The sequence below is a fragment of the Paenibacillus sp. KN14-4R genome (assembly GCF_052180255.1).
Lineage (GTDB): Bacteria > Bacillota > Bacilli > Paenibacillales > NBRC-103111 > Paenibacillus_AM.
Genome location: NZ_CP197466.1, coordinates 4,242,782 through 4,255,198 on the forward strand (window position 1 = coordinate 4,242,782; position 12,417 = coordinate 4,255,198).

The 12,417-nt window shown below is 40.3% G+C and carries 14 protein-coding genes; 8 read left to right on the top strand and 6 right to left on the bottom strand.

Features of this window, described 5'->3' with window-relative positions; translation table 11 throughout:
- The first annotated feature begins 19 nt into the window (after positions 1-19).
- From ACSBOP_RS20815 to ACSBOP_RS20825, 3 genes are all read left to right on the top strand, one after another.
- Positions 20-382 (top strand): MerR family transcriptional regulator, encoded by a 363-nt coding sequence (locus tag ACSBOP_RS20815; RefSeq protein ID WP_442602389.1) that lies wholly within the window; start codon positions 20-22, stop codon positions 380-382.
- An 89-nt stretch (positions 383-471) separates the two neighbouring features.
- A complete protein-coding gene (locus tag ACSBOP_RS20820; RefSeq protein ID WP_442602390.1) occupies positions 472-1,641 on the top strand; it encodes a YhgE/Pip domain-containing protein in 1,170 nt (389 codons plus the stop codon).
- 27 nt (positions 1,642-1,668) lie between these two features.
- Positions 1,669-2,292, top strand: coding sequence for a TetR family transcriptional regulator (locus tag ACSBOP_RS20825; RefSeq protein ID WP_442602391.1), 624 nt, complete (start codon positions 1,669-1,671; stop codon positions 2,290-2,292).
- 59 nt (positions 2,293-2,351) lie between these two features.
- Here ACSBOP_RS20825 and ACSBOP_RS20830 read toward each other — a convergent pair whose 3' ends face one another.
- Positions 2,352-2,987 (bottom strand): histidine phosphatase family protein, encoded by a 636-nt coding sequence (locus ACSBOP_RS20830; protein WP_442602392.1) that lies wholly within the window; start codon positions 2,985-2,987, stop codon positions 2,352-2,354.
- Between the two features lie 182 nt (positions 2,988-3,169).
- Here ACSBOP_RS20830 and ACSBOP_RS20835 point away from each other — a divergent pair, with 182 nt between their 5' ends.
- The 4 genes from ACSBOP_RS20835 to ACSBOP_RS20850 all read left to right on the top strand — a co-directional run bounded on the left by ACSBOP_RS20835 (position 3,170) and on the right by ACSBOP_RS20850 (position 6,050).
- Positions 3,170-3,688, top strand: a complete 519-nt coding sequence (locus ACSBOP_RS20835; protein WP_442602393.1) for a thioredoxin domain-containing protein — start codon at positions 3,170-3,172, stop codon at positions 3,686-3,688.
- A 70-nt stretch (positions 3,689-3,758) separates the two neighbouring features.
- The gene (locus ACSBOP_RS20840; RefSeq protein ID WP_442602394.1) at positions 3,759-4,604 is read left to right on the top strand and encodes a transporter substrate-binding domain-containing protein; all 846 of its coding nucleotides are present in this window, start codon (positions 3,759-3,761) and stop codon (positions 4,602-4,604) included.
- A gap of 17 nt (positions 4,605-4,621) precedes the next feature.
- Positions 4,622-5,290: an amino acid ABC transporter permease gene (locus ACSBOP_RS20845; RefSeq protein ID WP_442602395.1), complete on the top strand. Its 669-nt coding sequence runs from the start codon at positions 4,622-4,624 to the stop codon at positions 5,288-5,290.
- A 13-nt stretch (positions 5,291-5,303) separates the two neighbouring features.
- Positions 5,304-6,050: an amino acid ABC transporter ATP-binding protein gene (locus tag ACSBOP_RS20850; protein ID WP_442602396.1), complete on the top strand. Its 747-nt coding sequence runs from the start codon at positions 5,304-5,306 to the stop codon at positions 6,048-6,050.
- A 94-nt stretch (positions 6,051-6,144) separates the two neighbouring features.
- Here ACSBOP_RS20850 and ACSBOP_RS20855 read toward each other — a convergent pair whose 3' ends face one another.
- A complete protein-coding gene (locus ACSBOP_RS20855; RefSeq protein WP_442602397.1) occupies positions 6,145-7,605 on the bottom strand; it encodes a protein adenylyltransferase SelO in 1,461 nt (486 codons plus the stop codon).
- A 342-nt stretch (positions 7,606-7,947) separates the two neighbouring features.
- On the opposite strand from ACSBOP_RS20855, the gene ACSBOP_RS20860 reads away from it, so the two are divergent.
- Entirely contained in the window at positions 7,948-9,393 is a 1,446-nt protein-coding gene (locus ACSBOP_RS20860; RefSeq protein ID WP_442602398.1) for a DEAD/DEAH box helicase, read from the top strand.
- Positions 9,394-9,454: 61 nt separating this feature from the next.
- Here ACSBOP_RS20860 and ACSBOP_RS20865 read toward each other — a convergent pair whose 3' ends face one another.
- The 4 genes from ACSBOP_RS20865 to ACSBOP_RS20880 form a co-directional block, all read right to left on the bottom strand.
- On the bottom strand, positions 9,455-10,540 hold the full coding sequence (locus ACSBOP_RS20865) for an alpha/beta hydrolase (protein WP_442602399.1): 1,086 nt from the start codon (positions 10,538-10,540) through the stop codon (positions 9,455-9,457).
- Between the two features lie 232 nt (positions 10,541-10,772).
- A complete protein-coding gene (locus tag ACSBOP_RS20870) occupies positions 10,773-11,129 on the bottom strand; it encodes a nucleotide excision repair endonuclease (RefSeq protein ID WP_442602400.1) in 357 nt (118 codons plus the stop codon).
- Between the two features lie 98 nt (positions 11,130-11,227).
- A complete protein-coding gene (locus ACSBOP_RS20875; protein WP_442602401.1) occupies positions 11,228-11,674 on the bottom strand; it encodes a hypothetical protein in 447 nt (148 codons plus the stop codon).
- Between the two features lie 254 nt (positions 11,675-11,928).
- Positions 11,929-12,243, bottom strand: coding sequence for a GRAM domain-containing protein (locus ACSBOP_RS20880; RefSeq protein ID WP_442602402.1), 315 nt, complete (start codon positions 12,241-12,243; stop codon positions 11,929-11,931).
- Positions 12,244-12,417 lie beyond the last annotated feature (174 nt).

The window sequence follows — 12,417 nt, forward strand, 5'->3', positions numbered from 1 at the left end:
ATCCATGCGGAGGTTTCTTATGCACACCATTGGTGAAGTAGCTAAAATTTTAGGGATAAGCACACATACATTACGGTATTATGAAAAGGAAAAAATTATTATTCCCGTTCGTGATGCCAGTGGAGACAGGCGATATAATGATTCACATTTGAACTGGCTGCGATTTGTTATCAAGTTAAAAGAAACACAAATGCCCATCGCAAAAATAAAAAAGTATGCTGCATTATTTTTAGAAGGAGACCATACCACACTAGATCGATTAAACCTTTTAAAAGAACATAAACACTCCATAAAGAAACAAATCAGAACGTTAAAAGCTGCTGATGAGATGCTTGAACATAAAATTGCTTCTTACAAAGATTTCATCAGTAAACGAGATTAGCTCTTTATTGACACATTTGAGCAGCTCCTTATATAATTAAACAATCATTTAAAACATTTGTTTAATAAAAAATAAAGGAGAGATCCATCATGGTTCATGCTTTACGAGCATTTTTCAAAAAAGGTACCACATTCGTTGGAATTGGAACAGCGATCATTTTTCAATTATTATTTAGTGTCATCTGGATGACAGGCTATAGCGGGGTGTCCAATAATACAGACCAACTTCGCATTGTTGTCGTGAATGAGGATCATGGCGCAATGGGCAGTAAAGTAACGAGCAATTTACAAACCAATCTGCCGTTCCAAGTATCGACACTATCTAAGATTGATGAGGCACAGACCGCTCTGAATCAGAGGGATGCTCAGTTAGTCGTGCATATACCTGAACAATTCACCGCGACATTAGCGGCTGCAGGCAAGCAAGCTGTTATTGACTATACCATTAACGAATCGAATGCTTCACTCATTAAGAACATGATGCAAAGCGTTGCTGCTAACATTACAACTACTGTGAATAAAGAAGCTTCAGCAGCAGGTACAGAGGCTCTTATTACGAAGATGAATAACAGTCTGCCAGCCGAGCAAGCTCATTCCATTGCACAAAACTTAGCGGATAAGGTTGCCTCTAATGTACAGTACATGAACAAAGTGAAGGACATGTCCAACCAGATGATCCCTATGATGTTGACTTTAGCCTCGATCGTAGGGACAATGATTATGGGCATGAATATCAATCAATCTTCACTTGCCATTGGGAATGCGCATAGCAAATGGCACAAGTTCGCAGCACGAAATGTCATTAATGTAAGTTCTGCTATTGTGGTGGGACTGATTGGAACGAGTGCAGTGATGCTGCTTGGTGGCGCGACACAGTATGGTTTTATGGCCATGTGGGGATTCGAGGTTACATTCCTTCTGGCGTTCATGTTCGTAGCCCAGATGTTCTTGATCCTATTCGGCAGTGCCGGCATGCTGCTTAATATCGCAATGTTATCGTTACAGCTAGTGTCATCGGGCGCGATGATTCCTCGTGAACTCCTATCCAGCTTTTATCGTCAATTGAGTGAATATATGCCAGCTACCTATGCGGTAGATGGGATGATGAATATATTATTTGGCGGTCCAAATCCTCTGGCCGACGCAGGTGCACTAGCTTGTGTAGCTGGCACAGCGCTCCTTGTTAGTGTGATCGTAGTCAGCTTGAAGAAGAACCGCGTACCCGCTTCAGAGCTCGTTATCGATACGCAGACTGCATAATTTATACGTATAAAAGGAGACATTTGCATGACGACTAACCTCGAGCCAGATATTAAACAGCGTATTATGAATGCTGCTAGAGAACTCATTTCACAACAGGGCTTTGATGGAACGACTGTCAGACAAATCTGTGAGCATGCAGGTGCGAATGTCGCACTTGTCTCCTATTATTTTGGCGGTAAAGACGGCTTGTTTCAGGCTATGATGAGTCAAATGTCACCTACCGAACGTTTGAAAGAATTGAATGATCTTACAGCTGACCCTGATCAATCTGTTCGATTTATTATTCGAGAAGTCATTTTATTTAGGCAGCAGAATAAAGAATATGTGAACATCATTCAGCGAGAGATTTTTTCACAATCCCCGCGTATGGAATTTGTCCAAAATATCAATCTCCCCCTCTGGCAAAAATTAAGAACCATCCTTCAGATTGGAAGAGAGCATGGCATTTTTCAATTTGAATCCCTTGATAACACGTTGATGTGTATGATCGGTACGCTCTTATTCCATAAGAATAGTGTATATTTTGGGCCAGTACTAACAGAGGGCAAACAAGAGATAGAGACAACGATTCGAAATACAACTCAATTTTTATTAAATGCGTTAGGATACAAAGGTGACACTTCCACATATAAAGCAAACGAATCATAATCCAGCATCAGAAAATGGCCCGTTACTTGTGTCTACACAAGCTAATCGGGCCATTATTGTTATTGAGAACCCGTCCAATCAGCTAACGTCAATTTCCCCGCGATTTCGTAACCTTTACCCTGCCCTCTCGGCTTTACGATTACAGTACCGAAATCAGCTATTTCACCCAGTCCCACCCCTTGAGGGAAGCTATGCGCAATCACGACTTGATTCATGCCCGCAGACGGAATCATCTCTAATTTAGCATCTAAATCTGCCAATGTTCTTGCCTGCTCTTCAGAGGTTGTATCCTTGTTGTTTAGCTTGTAAATGTTGAACCAAAAAGGATCGACTTGAACCCGATCTGCGCCAAAAGCTAATGCTGCCGATTGCCTTGTTCGACAGAAGGGACTTGCTTGAACTGGCGTTTGGACGGGAATCTGTAAATTCTTTATTGACTCTCCAAATCGTAAAGCTTGTCTCTTTCCTTCCTCAGAAAGATTCCGCTGCGTTGAACAATCGTCAAAGACAAGGTTCGGCTGATCTTCCCCTACGTTTGCTTCTCCATGCCTAACATATAAAATGTAGCCGCCCTGACGAAGTGACGCGAGTAACGAAGGACTGACAGGCCTAGATTGACCGTCTGCCGCTGCAGCCATGTGAATTGGAATAATTAGAAACACGGATAACATAACTGTCCAAACTATCTTTTTCATCCTCTTATATCCTCCTCATGGGAATGCAAATTCTCAGGCGTAGTATGCACATCTCATTCAATAAAATCTAGTTTGCAGTAAAAATGAATTAAGAATCTTCTCACAATTAATGTTGACAATTCTGATCGGAATTATTATAGTTTATTAATAAAATAAAGCTTTTCGGAAAGCGGGTAGAGAAAATGACGAGTCAAATTGAGAACACTCAATTGAGTTTTGGACAGAAAGACGCTCCTGTAAAGGTTGAAGTATTTTTAAATTTAACCTGCCCTTACTGTGCGACTTTTTATGGTATTGCGGAAGAGGTGTTAAAAGACTACTTAAATAATGGACAAGCCGAGTTCATAGTTAAACATTATGACAAACCGAGAGAAATGCTGTTAAATGGAACGCTAGTTAACCTGTTCCTAGATTATGAGGACCCTTCGCGTGTCCGACAAATTTTAAAGGAATTATTCGAAACCCAAGAACAATGGGATCAATTACATAATCAAGAAATTAAGCATTTATTAGCAACCAAGTATCAATTGCAAGAAGAGCCCGAGAACACGGACATTAGCTTAAAAGTAACGGCCGAAGCCATCCGCAGGAATGTGAAAATGGTGCCTACTGTTTTTATCAATAACAAAGAATATCAATATCCAAAAGAAATAGATGCAGATGAATTGAAAGCTGAAATCGAGAATGCGCTAGCGAAATAGGATCAGCTGTCATTTAAATCCGACTTTACCGATGTGAATATATGATAATCACAAATTAATGGAGGCAATTATGAAACATCCTACATACAGACCTTATAGTCTACTTATCATTCTAACCCTATTTGCAGTCATCCTTTCCGCTTGTGGCGCGGATAAAGCTGCTGGTACCGCAGGTCAAGATTCAGCGAAAGAATCCAAAGAACCACCTGCTAAAAAAGTACTTCGCGTCGGGACATCCGGCATCTATCCCCCTTTTGTATCAAAAGGTAAAGATCAGAAATTAGAGGGCTATGATGTAGACGTACTAAACTTAGTCGGTGAAAAATTAGGCTATCAAATTGAATGGACGGTTGCTGAATTTTCCGGTCTATTCGGCATGATGGACAGTGGAAGAATCGACACAATTGCGAACCTAATTGCCGTTACAGATGAACGAAAAAAGAAATATGACTTTACAGATCCTTATGCCTACTATTCCGTCACACTCGTTGTGAAGAATGATCGCGATGACATTAAATCGATGCAAGATTTGAAAGGTAAGAATCTAGGCGCTTTACTTGGAAACAACATGCATAACTATGCAACGAAGTGGAATAAAGAAAATGGGAATGAAATTAATATCAAGGCTTACCAAGATGTAAGTGGTACCTATCAAGAAGTCGCATTAGGTCGAATCGATGCTTTCATTGATAGCAATTTTGTGGCGCATTCTCGAATTAAAGCAGAAGGTTTGCCGCTCAAAATTTTCTCCAAAACTCCACTTTATACAACTGAGAATGCATTCCCGTTTGTTAGAAACAAAGAGAATGAAGCATTCATTAAGCAGTTCAGTAAAGCCTTGCAAGAGTTAAAAGATGAGGGCAAATTGAAAGCACTATCGGACAAATGGAGCGAAATCGACGTTACAAAGCCTTAATGGGTGGTGTCTTCTAGATGAATTTTGATGTGATTTATATGCTTGAACTTCTTCCATCTCTACTTAAATATTTGCCGCTTGTTCTCTTCATAACCATTCTAGCTTTTATATTATCTGTCCTATTAGGACTATTATTTACATCTATTATTAAAAATAAAGTGAAAATCATTCATCCTATTTTACTTGTTATTATTTCGTATTTTCGAGGGACACCGTCATTAATTCAAATTTTTATTTTTTATTTTGGGATTCCGCAGCTCATACCTGCCATGAAATCCATGGATGCGATCACTGCCGTCATTATAGCGTTAAGCTTACGGAATGCTTCCTTCTTGTCTGAAGTTTTCCGTTCTGCATTTGCATCCGTAGATAAAGGCCAGGCGGAAGCCGCTTTATCCGTTGGCATGACTCGGTGGCAAACGTTAAGAAGAGTTGATCTTCCTCAGGCAACAAGAACCGCCATCCCACCAACTGGCAACTATTTCATTATGATTTTTAAAGAAACGTCCCTGGCATTTACGATTGGAGTCACCGATATGTTAGCGCAGGCGAAGCTGGAAGCAGCTGTTACGTATAAGTTTCTCGAAGCCTTTCTAGCTGTTGGGCTAATCTATTGGGTAGTAACCGTGATTTTTTCTTATATTCAATCTCGAATCGAATTGAGAATTGAGAAACCATATCGATAAGAGGAGAATGGTTATGATTAAGATCGATAATCTACATAAGAGCTATGGAGATCATGACGTATTAAAAGGAATCAATCTCCATATTGAAAAAGGGGAAGTTATCGCCATCATCGGTCCATCGGGATCAGGGAAATCTACCTTTTTACGATCGCTTAACTTTCTAGAGCAGCCTCAAAAAGGCAGCATTACAATTGATACCATTCAAGTCCACGCCGAAAAACTTGATAAGGAAAATGTACATCATCTGCGTCAGAAAACGGCGATGGTTTTTCAGAATTATAATCTGTTTAAACATAAAACAGCACTTGAAAATGTGACGGAATCCCTTGTCTTGACGAGAAAAATGAAAAAAGCAGATGCTGTCCAAATTGGTAAACAGCTTCTTCAAGAAGTAGGGCTAGAAGGAAAGGAAGATCACTACCCTGCCGCGCTTTCTGGCGGTCAACAGCAGCGTGTAGGAATTGCAAGAGCACTCGCGCTTGATCCCTATGTGATTTTATTTGATGAACCGACATCGTCTCTAGATCCAGAATTAGTGCAAGAAGTGCTGCATGTCATGAAAGAAGTCGCTAAGAAAAATACGACGATGATTATCGTGACGCATGAAATGAATTTTGCGAGAAACGTAGCGGATCGAGTCATTTTTATGGCAGATGGGCACATTGTAGAAGAAGGAACACCAGAAGAGATTTTTATGCATACAAAAAATGAAAGAACGAAAAAGTTTCTTAAGAATTATTTAAACACCCTGCATGCATAACGGAATCATCCAGAAGATTAACTATACAAAAACGCTACCGACAACATGGTGTCAGTAGCGTTTTTAACATGATATCCGCGAAAAATCTGCCTTATTACGTACCGCAATAAGTTCGGTAAGGCTTTGTCGACTCCGATAATGTACAGTACTCAGCTTGTTCCTCGGAGTATGCGTATGGGTTAGATAAAGCAGTAAGCAACTGTTCCATTACGCTGTAATCTCCTTGCTCCGCTGCTTCTAGTGCAGCCTCAACCCGGTGGTTTCTTGGGATTACGGCAGGATTGCTATCTCGCATTAACTGATTGGAGGCGTCTTCTGATTCCTGCTGTCTGCCTAGTCTCGCCTTCCAGAGCTCCCGCCACTGAGTGAACGCTGCGGACTCGAACAGGTCTGTCTCCTCAAGTGTACTCATGGTTAAGGCGCGGAAGGTATTGGTATAGTCTGCCCGATATTGTTCCATCAGACGGAGAAGATCGTTAATCAGCTCTTCATCCTGATTCTCTTCACTAAATATCCCCAGTTTGGCTCTCATACCCTCAAGCCAATTCGCATGATACAAATCCGTAAACGCTGAAACCTTGTCTTGAGCAAGCATGACAGCCTGCTCCTGATCATCGTGCAAAAGCGGCAACAGCGACTCAGCAAATCGTGCCAGATTCCATCCAGCAATATTTGGCTGATTGCCATAAGCATAGCGGCCTTGTGAATCAATCGAACTAAATACCGTTGTGGGGTCATATGTATCCATGAAAGCACAAGGTCCATAGTCGATCGTTTCTCCGCTAATGGCCATGTTGTCGGTATTCATCACCCCATGAATAAAGCCAACAAGCTGCCATTTGGCAATAAGCGCTGCCTGATGTTTGACCACTGCCTCAAGAAGCCCAAGATATTTGTTCTCATCCGCTTTAACTTCTGGATAATGACGTTCTAGTGTATAGTCAGCAAGGTGTTGGAGGTCCTGAACAGTGCCATATTTAGCAGCGTATTGATAAGTACCGACACGTATATGGCTGGCAGCTACACGTGTCATAACGGCACCCGGAAATTCTTTTTCGCGGATTACGAATTGTCCCGTTGTCACGACGGCTAGACTGCGTGTGGTTGGAATACCTAGGGCATGCATGGCTTCGCTAATGATGTATTCGCGCAGCATTGGACCGAGTGCAGCTCGGCCATCCCCTCCACGGGAGTAAGGCGTTCTCCCAGAGCCCTTAAGCTGTATATCCAGTCTCTCCCCTTGAGGTGTGATCTGCTCGCCAAGTAGATCAGCCCGACCGTCTCCTAACATGTTGAAATATCCGAATTGATGGCCTGCATACGCTTGTGCAAGAGGCGAAGCCACTTCAGGTATCTGATTCCCAGCAAGCACCTCTACACCATCACTACTTTGCAGCGCCTGTATATCCAAACCCAGGGATACTGCCAGCCGCTCATTGAGTATAATCAACTTCGGTGAGCGAACAGGAGTTGGGTTAATACGAGTAAAAAATAATTCCGGTAGTCGGGCATAGCTGTTGTCAAAGTTCCATCCTGTTTCTGTACGCTTTGTCATAGACTCTCCTTTACTTCTTTTGGATTTTTGTATTCTTATATTCCTCATCGTTATTTCTAATGTCTACTTCTGCCATTATATTATACCGTTACCAGCCGGGTAACGATGCAGCAATAATGTTCGATGTAACAATTTTTAGGATTAGTTTATGACACCCATCACTATTACTGGTATAATTCACAAAAAACTGGAGGAGAGACAAGCAGATTTTCCCACCGTTAAACATGAATGAATGAAATAAGTAAGCTTATACTGGATTCCGAGTATAATAGATGAGTATACGGAAGATGAACGGTGTAAATCTGTATGTATAATTCGAATATAACGTAGATGAGGTTAAACATGAGTGAGAAGCATTTTACAGATTATCAATTAAGTGAAGAGATCGTGCGAGCCCTAAATAGCATGGGCTTTGACACGCCAACCGAGGTGCAGTCGGAAGTCATTCCTGTTGCGCTTCAGAAGAAGGATCTTGTCGTCAAATCGCAAACAGGCAGCGGCAAAACAGCTGCTTATGGTATTCCGCTCTGCGAGCTTGTAGATTGGAACGAGAATAAGCCGCAGGCATTGATCCTAACGCCAACCCGCGAACTTGCGCTACAGGTCAACGAAGATATAACGAACATTGGGCGTTTTAAGCGAATTAAGGCAACGCCTCTTTTTGGGAAACACCCTTTTCATATGCAAAAGGCCGAGTTAAAGCAAAGAACGCACATGGTTGTAGGTACGCCGGGGCGTGTGTTGGACCATATTGAACGCGGCACGCTCTCGCTAGAGCGTATTTCCCATCTCGTTATAGATGAAGCAGATGAGATGCTGAATATGGGCTTTATTGAGCAAGTACAGTCGATCATTGGGGCGCTGCCTAGTGACAGGGTTACCATGTTATTTTCCGCTACTTTTCCAGAGGATGTAGCCAGACTGTCACGCAAATATATGGACAATCCGGTCGAAATTGAGATTACGGCAAGTGGTGTAACGACAGCCACGATTGAACACTCTCTTATTCAGGTGATGGAAGCGGACAAGCTTGCGCTGCTTCAAGATCTACTCATTGTTGAAAGTCCTGATAGCTGTATTGTTTTCTGCCGTACGCAGGAGAATGTGGATAAATTGTTCAGAGAAATGGCTGATCTCGATTATCCATGTGATCGTATTCATGGTGGTATGGAACAGGAAGATCGATTCGAAGTAATGAATGCATTCAGAAGAGGACAATTCCGGTTCTTGATTGCGACAGATGTAGCTGCCAGGGGGATCGACATCACGAACATTACCCATGTGATTAACTACGATATTCCACTTGAGAAGGAAAGCTATGTTCATCGCGTAGGACGTACTGGACGTGCGGGCATGACAGGTAAAGCGATTACCTTCGTTACGCCTAAGGATAATAAGCGATTATCCGATATTGAAGCGTATATTGGGTTTGCGATTCCGAAAGTAAAGGCTCCCTCTGAAGAAGCGGTTGATCGCCGTAGAGAAGATTTTGAACAGAAACTAACTGTTGGACCTGAGCCAAAAAAAGATAAGCGCGAGCAATTAAACAAGCAGATTATGAAGCTTAACTTCAATGGCGGCAAGAAGAAGAAACTTAGGGCTGTAGACTTTGTCGGGACAATTGCTAAGCTTGACGGGGTAACCGCAGATGATATTGGGATCATTACAATTCTCGATAACGTGACAGATGTTGATATTCTGAACGGCAAAGGACCGCTTGTGCTTGAACTGATGAAAAATACGACGGTAAAAGGCAAGTTGTTAAAGGTGCGCAGAGGGAATAAGTAAAATTCAAAGAAGCAATGAGCGTAGTCTACTTGACTGCGCTTATTGCTTCTCATTCATACAATTATTTAACTTGATTTTGTTTTAGAAACTGATCGGTTTCTTCCAGTAGTTTGCTTCTGTTCTTCTCGTATAATACCCAGTGCGTAGCCTCAGGAATAACGACTTCTTTTTTTATTTTCGTCCCCGTTAGTTTATCAACAACCTTCTTCTCCGCAAAAAAGTCAGAATCGCCATAGATCACAAGCACAGGAGAAACGATTTTTGAAAGATCATAAAGCGGGCGATTACTCCAAATTGAATACAGATCTTGCAAAGGTCCCATTGGACGGCGAATGGCATTTTTTTCTCGATTTTTACTAGTTGGATCTGCATCAACAAATACGTCTCTCACGTGATCCCAAGCATCTTGGGTGACCAATTGTCTATTATCCATCATCATATGCCAATGGTGCATGGCTGGATCGAAATCAATCACTTGGTAAGCAGGAGCACCTGGATTAAACTGCCCGGGCGCCTTCTCCGTTTCAAACGGTTTCGTCATAACAGGAAGCGTAAATCCGTTCATGAATCCGTAAAGGACGAGCTTGTTGACCGTTTCAGGTCGTATAGTCGCATATTCCGCGCCTACTACCGCCCCCCATGACCAGCCCACGATATTCACTTTGTCCACGTTTTGTTTTTTCTTTATGTACTCTACTGCAGCAGTTAAATCTTTCAGCGCATCTTGATGTGTTACAACAGGTTTATTGGACTGTGGTGAGGCATCCATTTCTTTAGGATAAGTAGATTTACCGAATCCTCGAAAGTCCATTGCCCAAGTATCGTAACCTTTTTTGGCGAAATCATCCATCCAGGAGTAACCCTCAACGTCAAAAGCTTTAGCTGTCGGCACACTAAACGGTTCTAGAAAAAGCACCACTTCATTTGTTGTAGGCTTGGCCTGATCTGTCAATTTTTTATGCCGAAGATAAATTTCCATCCCTGAAGTTGGTTCTGGAATCTGTAACTCTTCCAATTGAACGCTTGCTTGTTTTACTTGAGAGACACCTTCACTACTTTTTGTATTTCCTCCACAGCCGCTAAGCATGATCGCGATACATAGAAATACAGTTAGGGATAAACCTAACGATTGTTTGCTATACTTCATGGAAACCTCCCTATTATTATGAAGAAATAAAATACCTACCGATTTATTGTATGGCTACCCCATAAATAAACAAATGACTCATGTGGGCTATCTTTTTCAGAATTTATTAAAGTTGTGTGACAACACGACCGTTTACACAACAACTGCTGTGAGCATTTCTTTTTTAGAATTAAAAGAAGCAATGAGCATAGTCTACTTGACTGCGCTTATTGCTTCTCATTCATCCAATTATTTATCTGAATAACACTTTGTCTACATTATATTTAGCCTTTAGTTCATTAATAATATACGTTTCATAGATTTCTCTATGGACAGGGTCTTCGATCAAACAAACATCAATTTTAGTTACTTCATCTCTATTGTTTTTAATTACCGATACTGAATCCTCAAAATGTTTCTTTATTCTTGGTCTTAATTTTCTTGCTTTACCAACGAATAACAGCTCCTCATTGTCGTTGTAAAACATAAAAATACCGCCCATATCTCTAGGAATCAGATGAAAATCAGTAAATCCGTAAATATGACTCAACTGCGGATTATCCTGCTTAGCAATGGAAACATCCGGTGTTGGAATGGTTATGTTAATCACTTTAGCTCACTTCCTCTTTCTTTATTGGTGTAAATGCTATCACATATCTCCATGTAATACCATGCAGAGAGGTTAATGGTATAAGCATTATTGAATCCTCAACGACCTGCTTCAAATTCATTTTTTATTAATTTAGTTAAATCATTTGAAGAAATATAGTAGTAAACACTATTTTTTAAAATGTTATCCCTGTTCAGTAGATTTACATTATCGCTTCGTTGAACTTCTAAAACATCTCCGTATTCACTTACTCCTATCCATTTCCCTGATTTTAATTGAAAATCAATTCCCCAGACTGACGTAGTCCCGTTTCCGTTATCATTATCTTTAATAAATGCTGCCTTGTTGAATAATTGGACAAAAGTTTCGTATTTTGTTTTGTCTAGCCATATGGTGTTTAAATCATGATGAATTAGTATCTCCTCAATGTCATTAACTGAAATTTTTTGATGATACAACGATGCTTTACCATAGGAAAACCACCAGATACAACAACCAATAACTGCAACTAATACTATTGACACAATGATAACTCTTTTTCTCATCTGGTAGAGCTCCTTCAGCAAGTCGGGTGAAACCCATTAGTTATTAATCTCTAGATTAGATTAAACAATCTTATAGTATTTTAAATATGCGTCAATTGTTTATTATTGTATATATTTACATTATTTAGAGTAATGTATTTCGCGAGTGTTTTACGTAAATTAAGCCAGAGGTGAATATACAATGAGAAAAATTTTGGGAACTAGTACACTGGTACTTTCCTTATTATAGAATTTTACAAATGCTCTAAATCACTTTATACAACGTTAACTTTAGCGTTTATATATATCTCTATAATTTTTTCTCTATCTATCATTTTAAATTTATATTCCTGTTCTTTATTTAAAGTAATTTTCAATCCCTTAGACATTGTTTGATTGAACTTCTCGACTTTCAAAATATCGCTATTTAGAAATTCAATATATTCTTGTTGCAAATTAATCTTTTTAGACTCAAATATCGTGCGTTGATTTGTCAACCTTAAGTCGCCAATAACTTGTTCTTTCGGATTTATATAATAATAAACTTGATAACTTATTAGCAAAGTTTCGTCATCTTTTAATTCGAACAATGTAATTCCCCCCATTGTTAAATGTCTATATAGGATATAAATAAAGCTAGAATAATAATACCACGATATAACACTAGCAACGTCTCCGCCGTAAACAATAGTTCGAAGTGGACATGATGATGGGCGAATCTGAACTGAGTTTACACAAAATTTTTGACAGACCCAAGAGAGATT

Bases quoted from the DNA above. Each gene is read 5' to 3' on its own strand.
- ACSBOP_RS20830 (WP_442602392.1), bottom strand. From the start codon at position 2,987: ATGAAAAAGATAGTTTGGACAGTTATGTTATCCGTGTTTCTAATTATT.
- ACSBOP_RS20860 (WP_442602398.1), top strand. From the start codon at position 7,948: ATGAGTGAGAAGCATTTTACAGATTATCAATTAAGTGAAGAGATCGTG.
- ACSBOP_RS20820 (WP_442602390.1), top strand. From the start codon at position 472: ATGGTTCATGCTTTACGAGCATTTTTCAAAAAAGGTACCACATTCGTT.
- ACSBOP_RS20850 (WP_442602396.1), top strand. From the start codon at position 5,304: ATGATTAAGATCGATAATCTACATAAGAGCTATGGAGATCATGACGTA.
- ACSBOP_RS20825 (WP_442602391.1), top strand. From the start codon at position 1,669: ATGACGACTAACCTCGAGCCAGATATTAAACAGCGTATTATGAATGCT.
- ACSBOP_RS20840 (WP_442602394.1), top strand. From the start codon at position 3,759: ATGAAACATCCTACATACAGACCTTATAGTCTACTTATCATTCTAACC.
- ACSBOP_RS20855 (WP_442602397.1), bottom strand. From the start codon at position 7,605: ATGACAAAGCGTACAGAAACAGGATGGAACTTTGACAACAGCTATGCC.
- ACSBOP_RS20865 (WP_442602399.1), bottom strand. From the start codon at position 10,540: ATGAAGTATAGCAAACAATCGTTAGGTTTATCCCTAACTGTATTTCTA.
- ACSBOP_RS20835 (WP_442602393.1), top strand. From the start codon at position 3,170: ATGACGAGTCAAATTGAGAACACTCAATTGAGTTTTGGACAGAAAGAC.
- ACSBOP_RS20845 (WP_442602395.1), top strand. From the start codon at position 4,622: ATGAATTTTGATGTGATTTATATGCTTGAACTTCTTCCATCTCTACTT.
- ACSBOP_RS20875 (WP_442602401.1), bottom strand. From the start codon at position 11,674: ATGAGAAAAAGAGTTATCATTGTGTCAATAGTATTAGTTGCAGTTATT.
- ACSBOP_RS20815 (WP_442602389.1), top strand. From the start codon at position 20: ATGCACACCATTGGTGAAGTAGCTAAAATTTTAGGGATAAGCACACAT.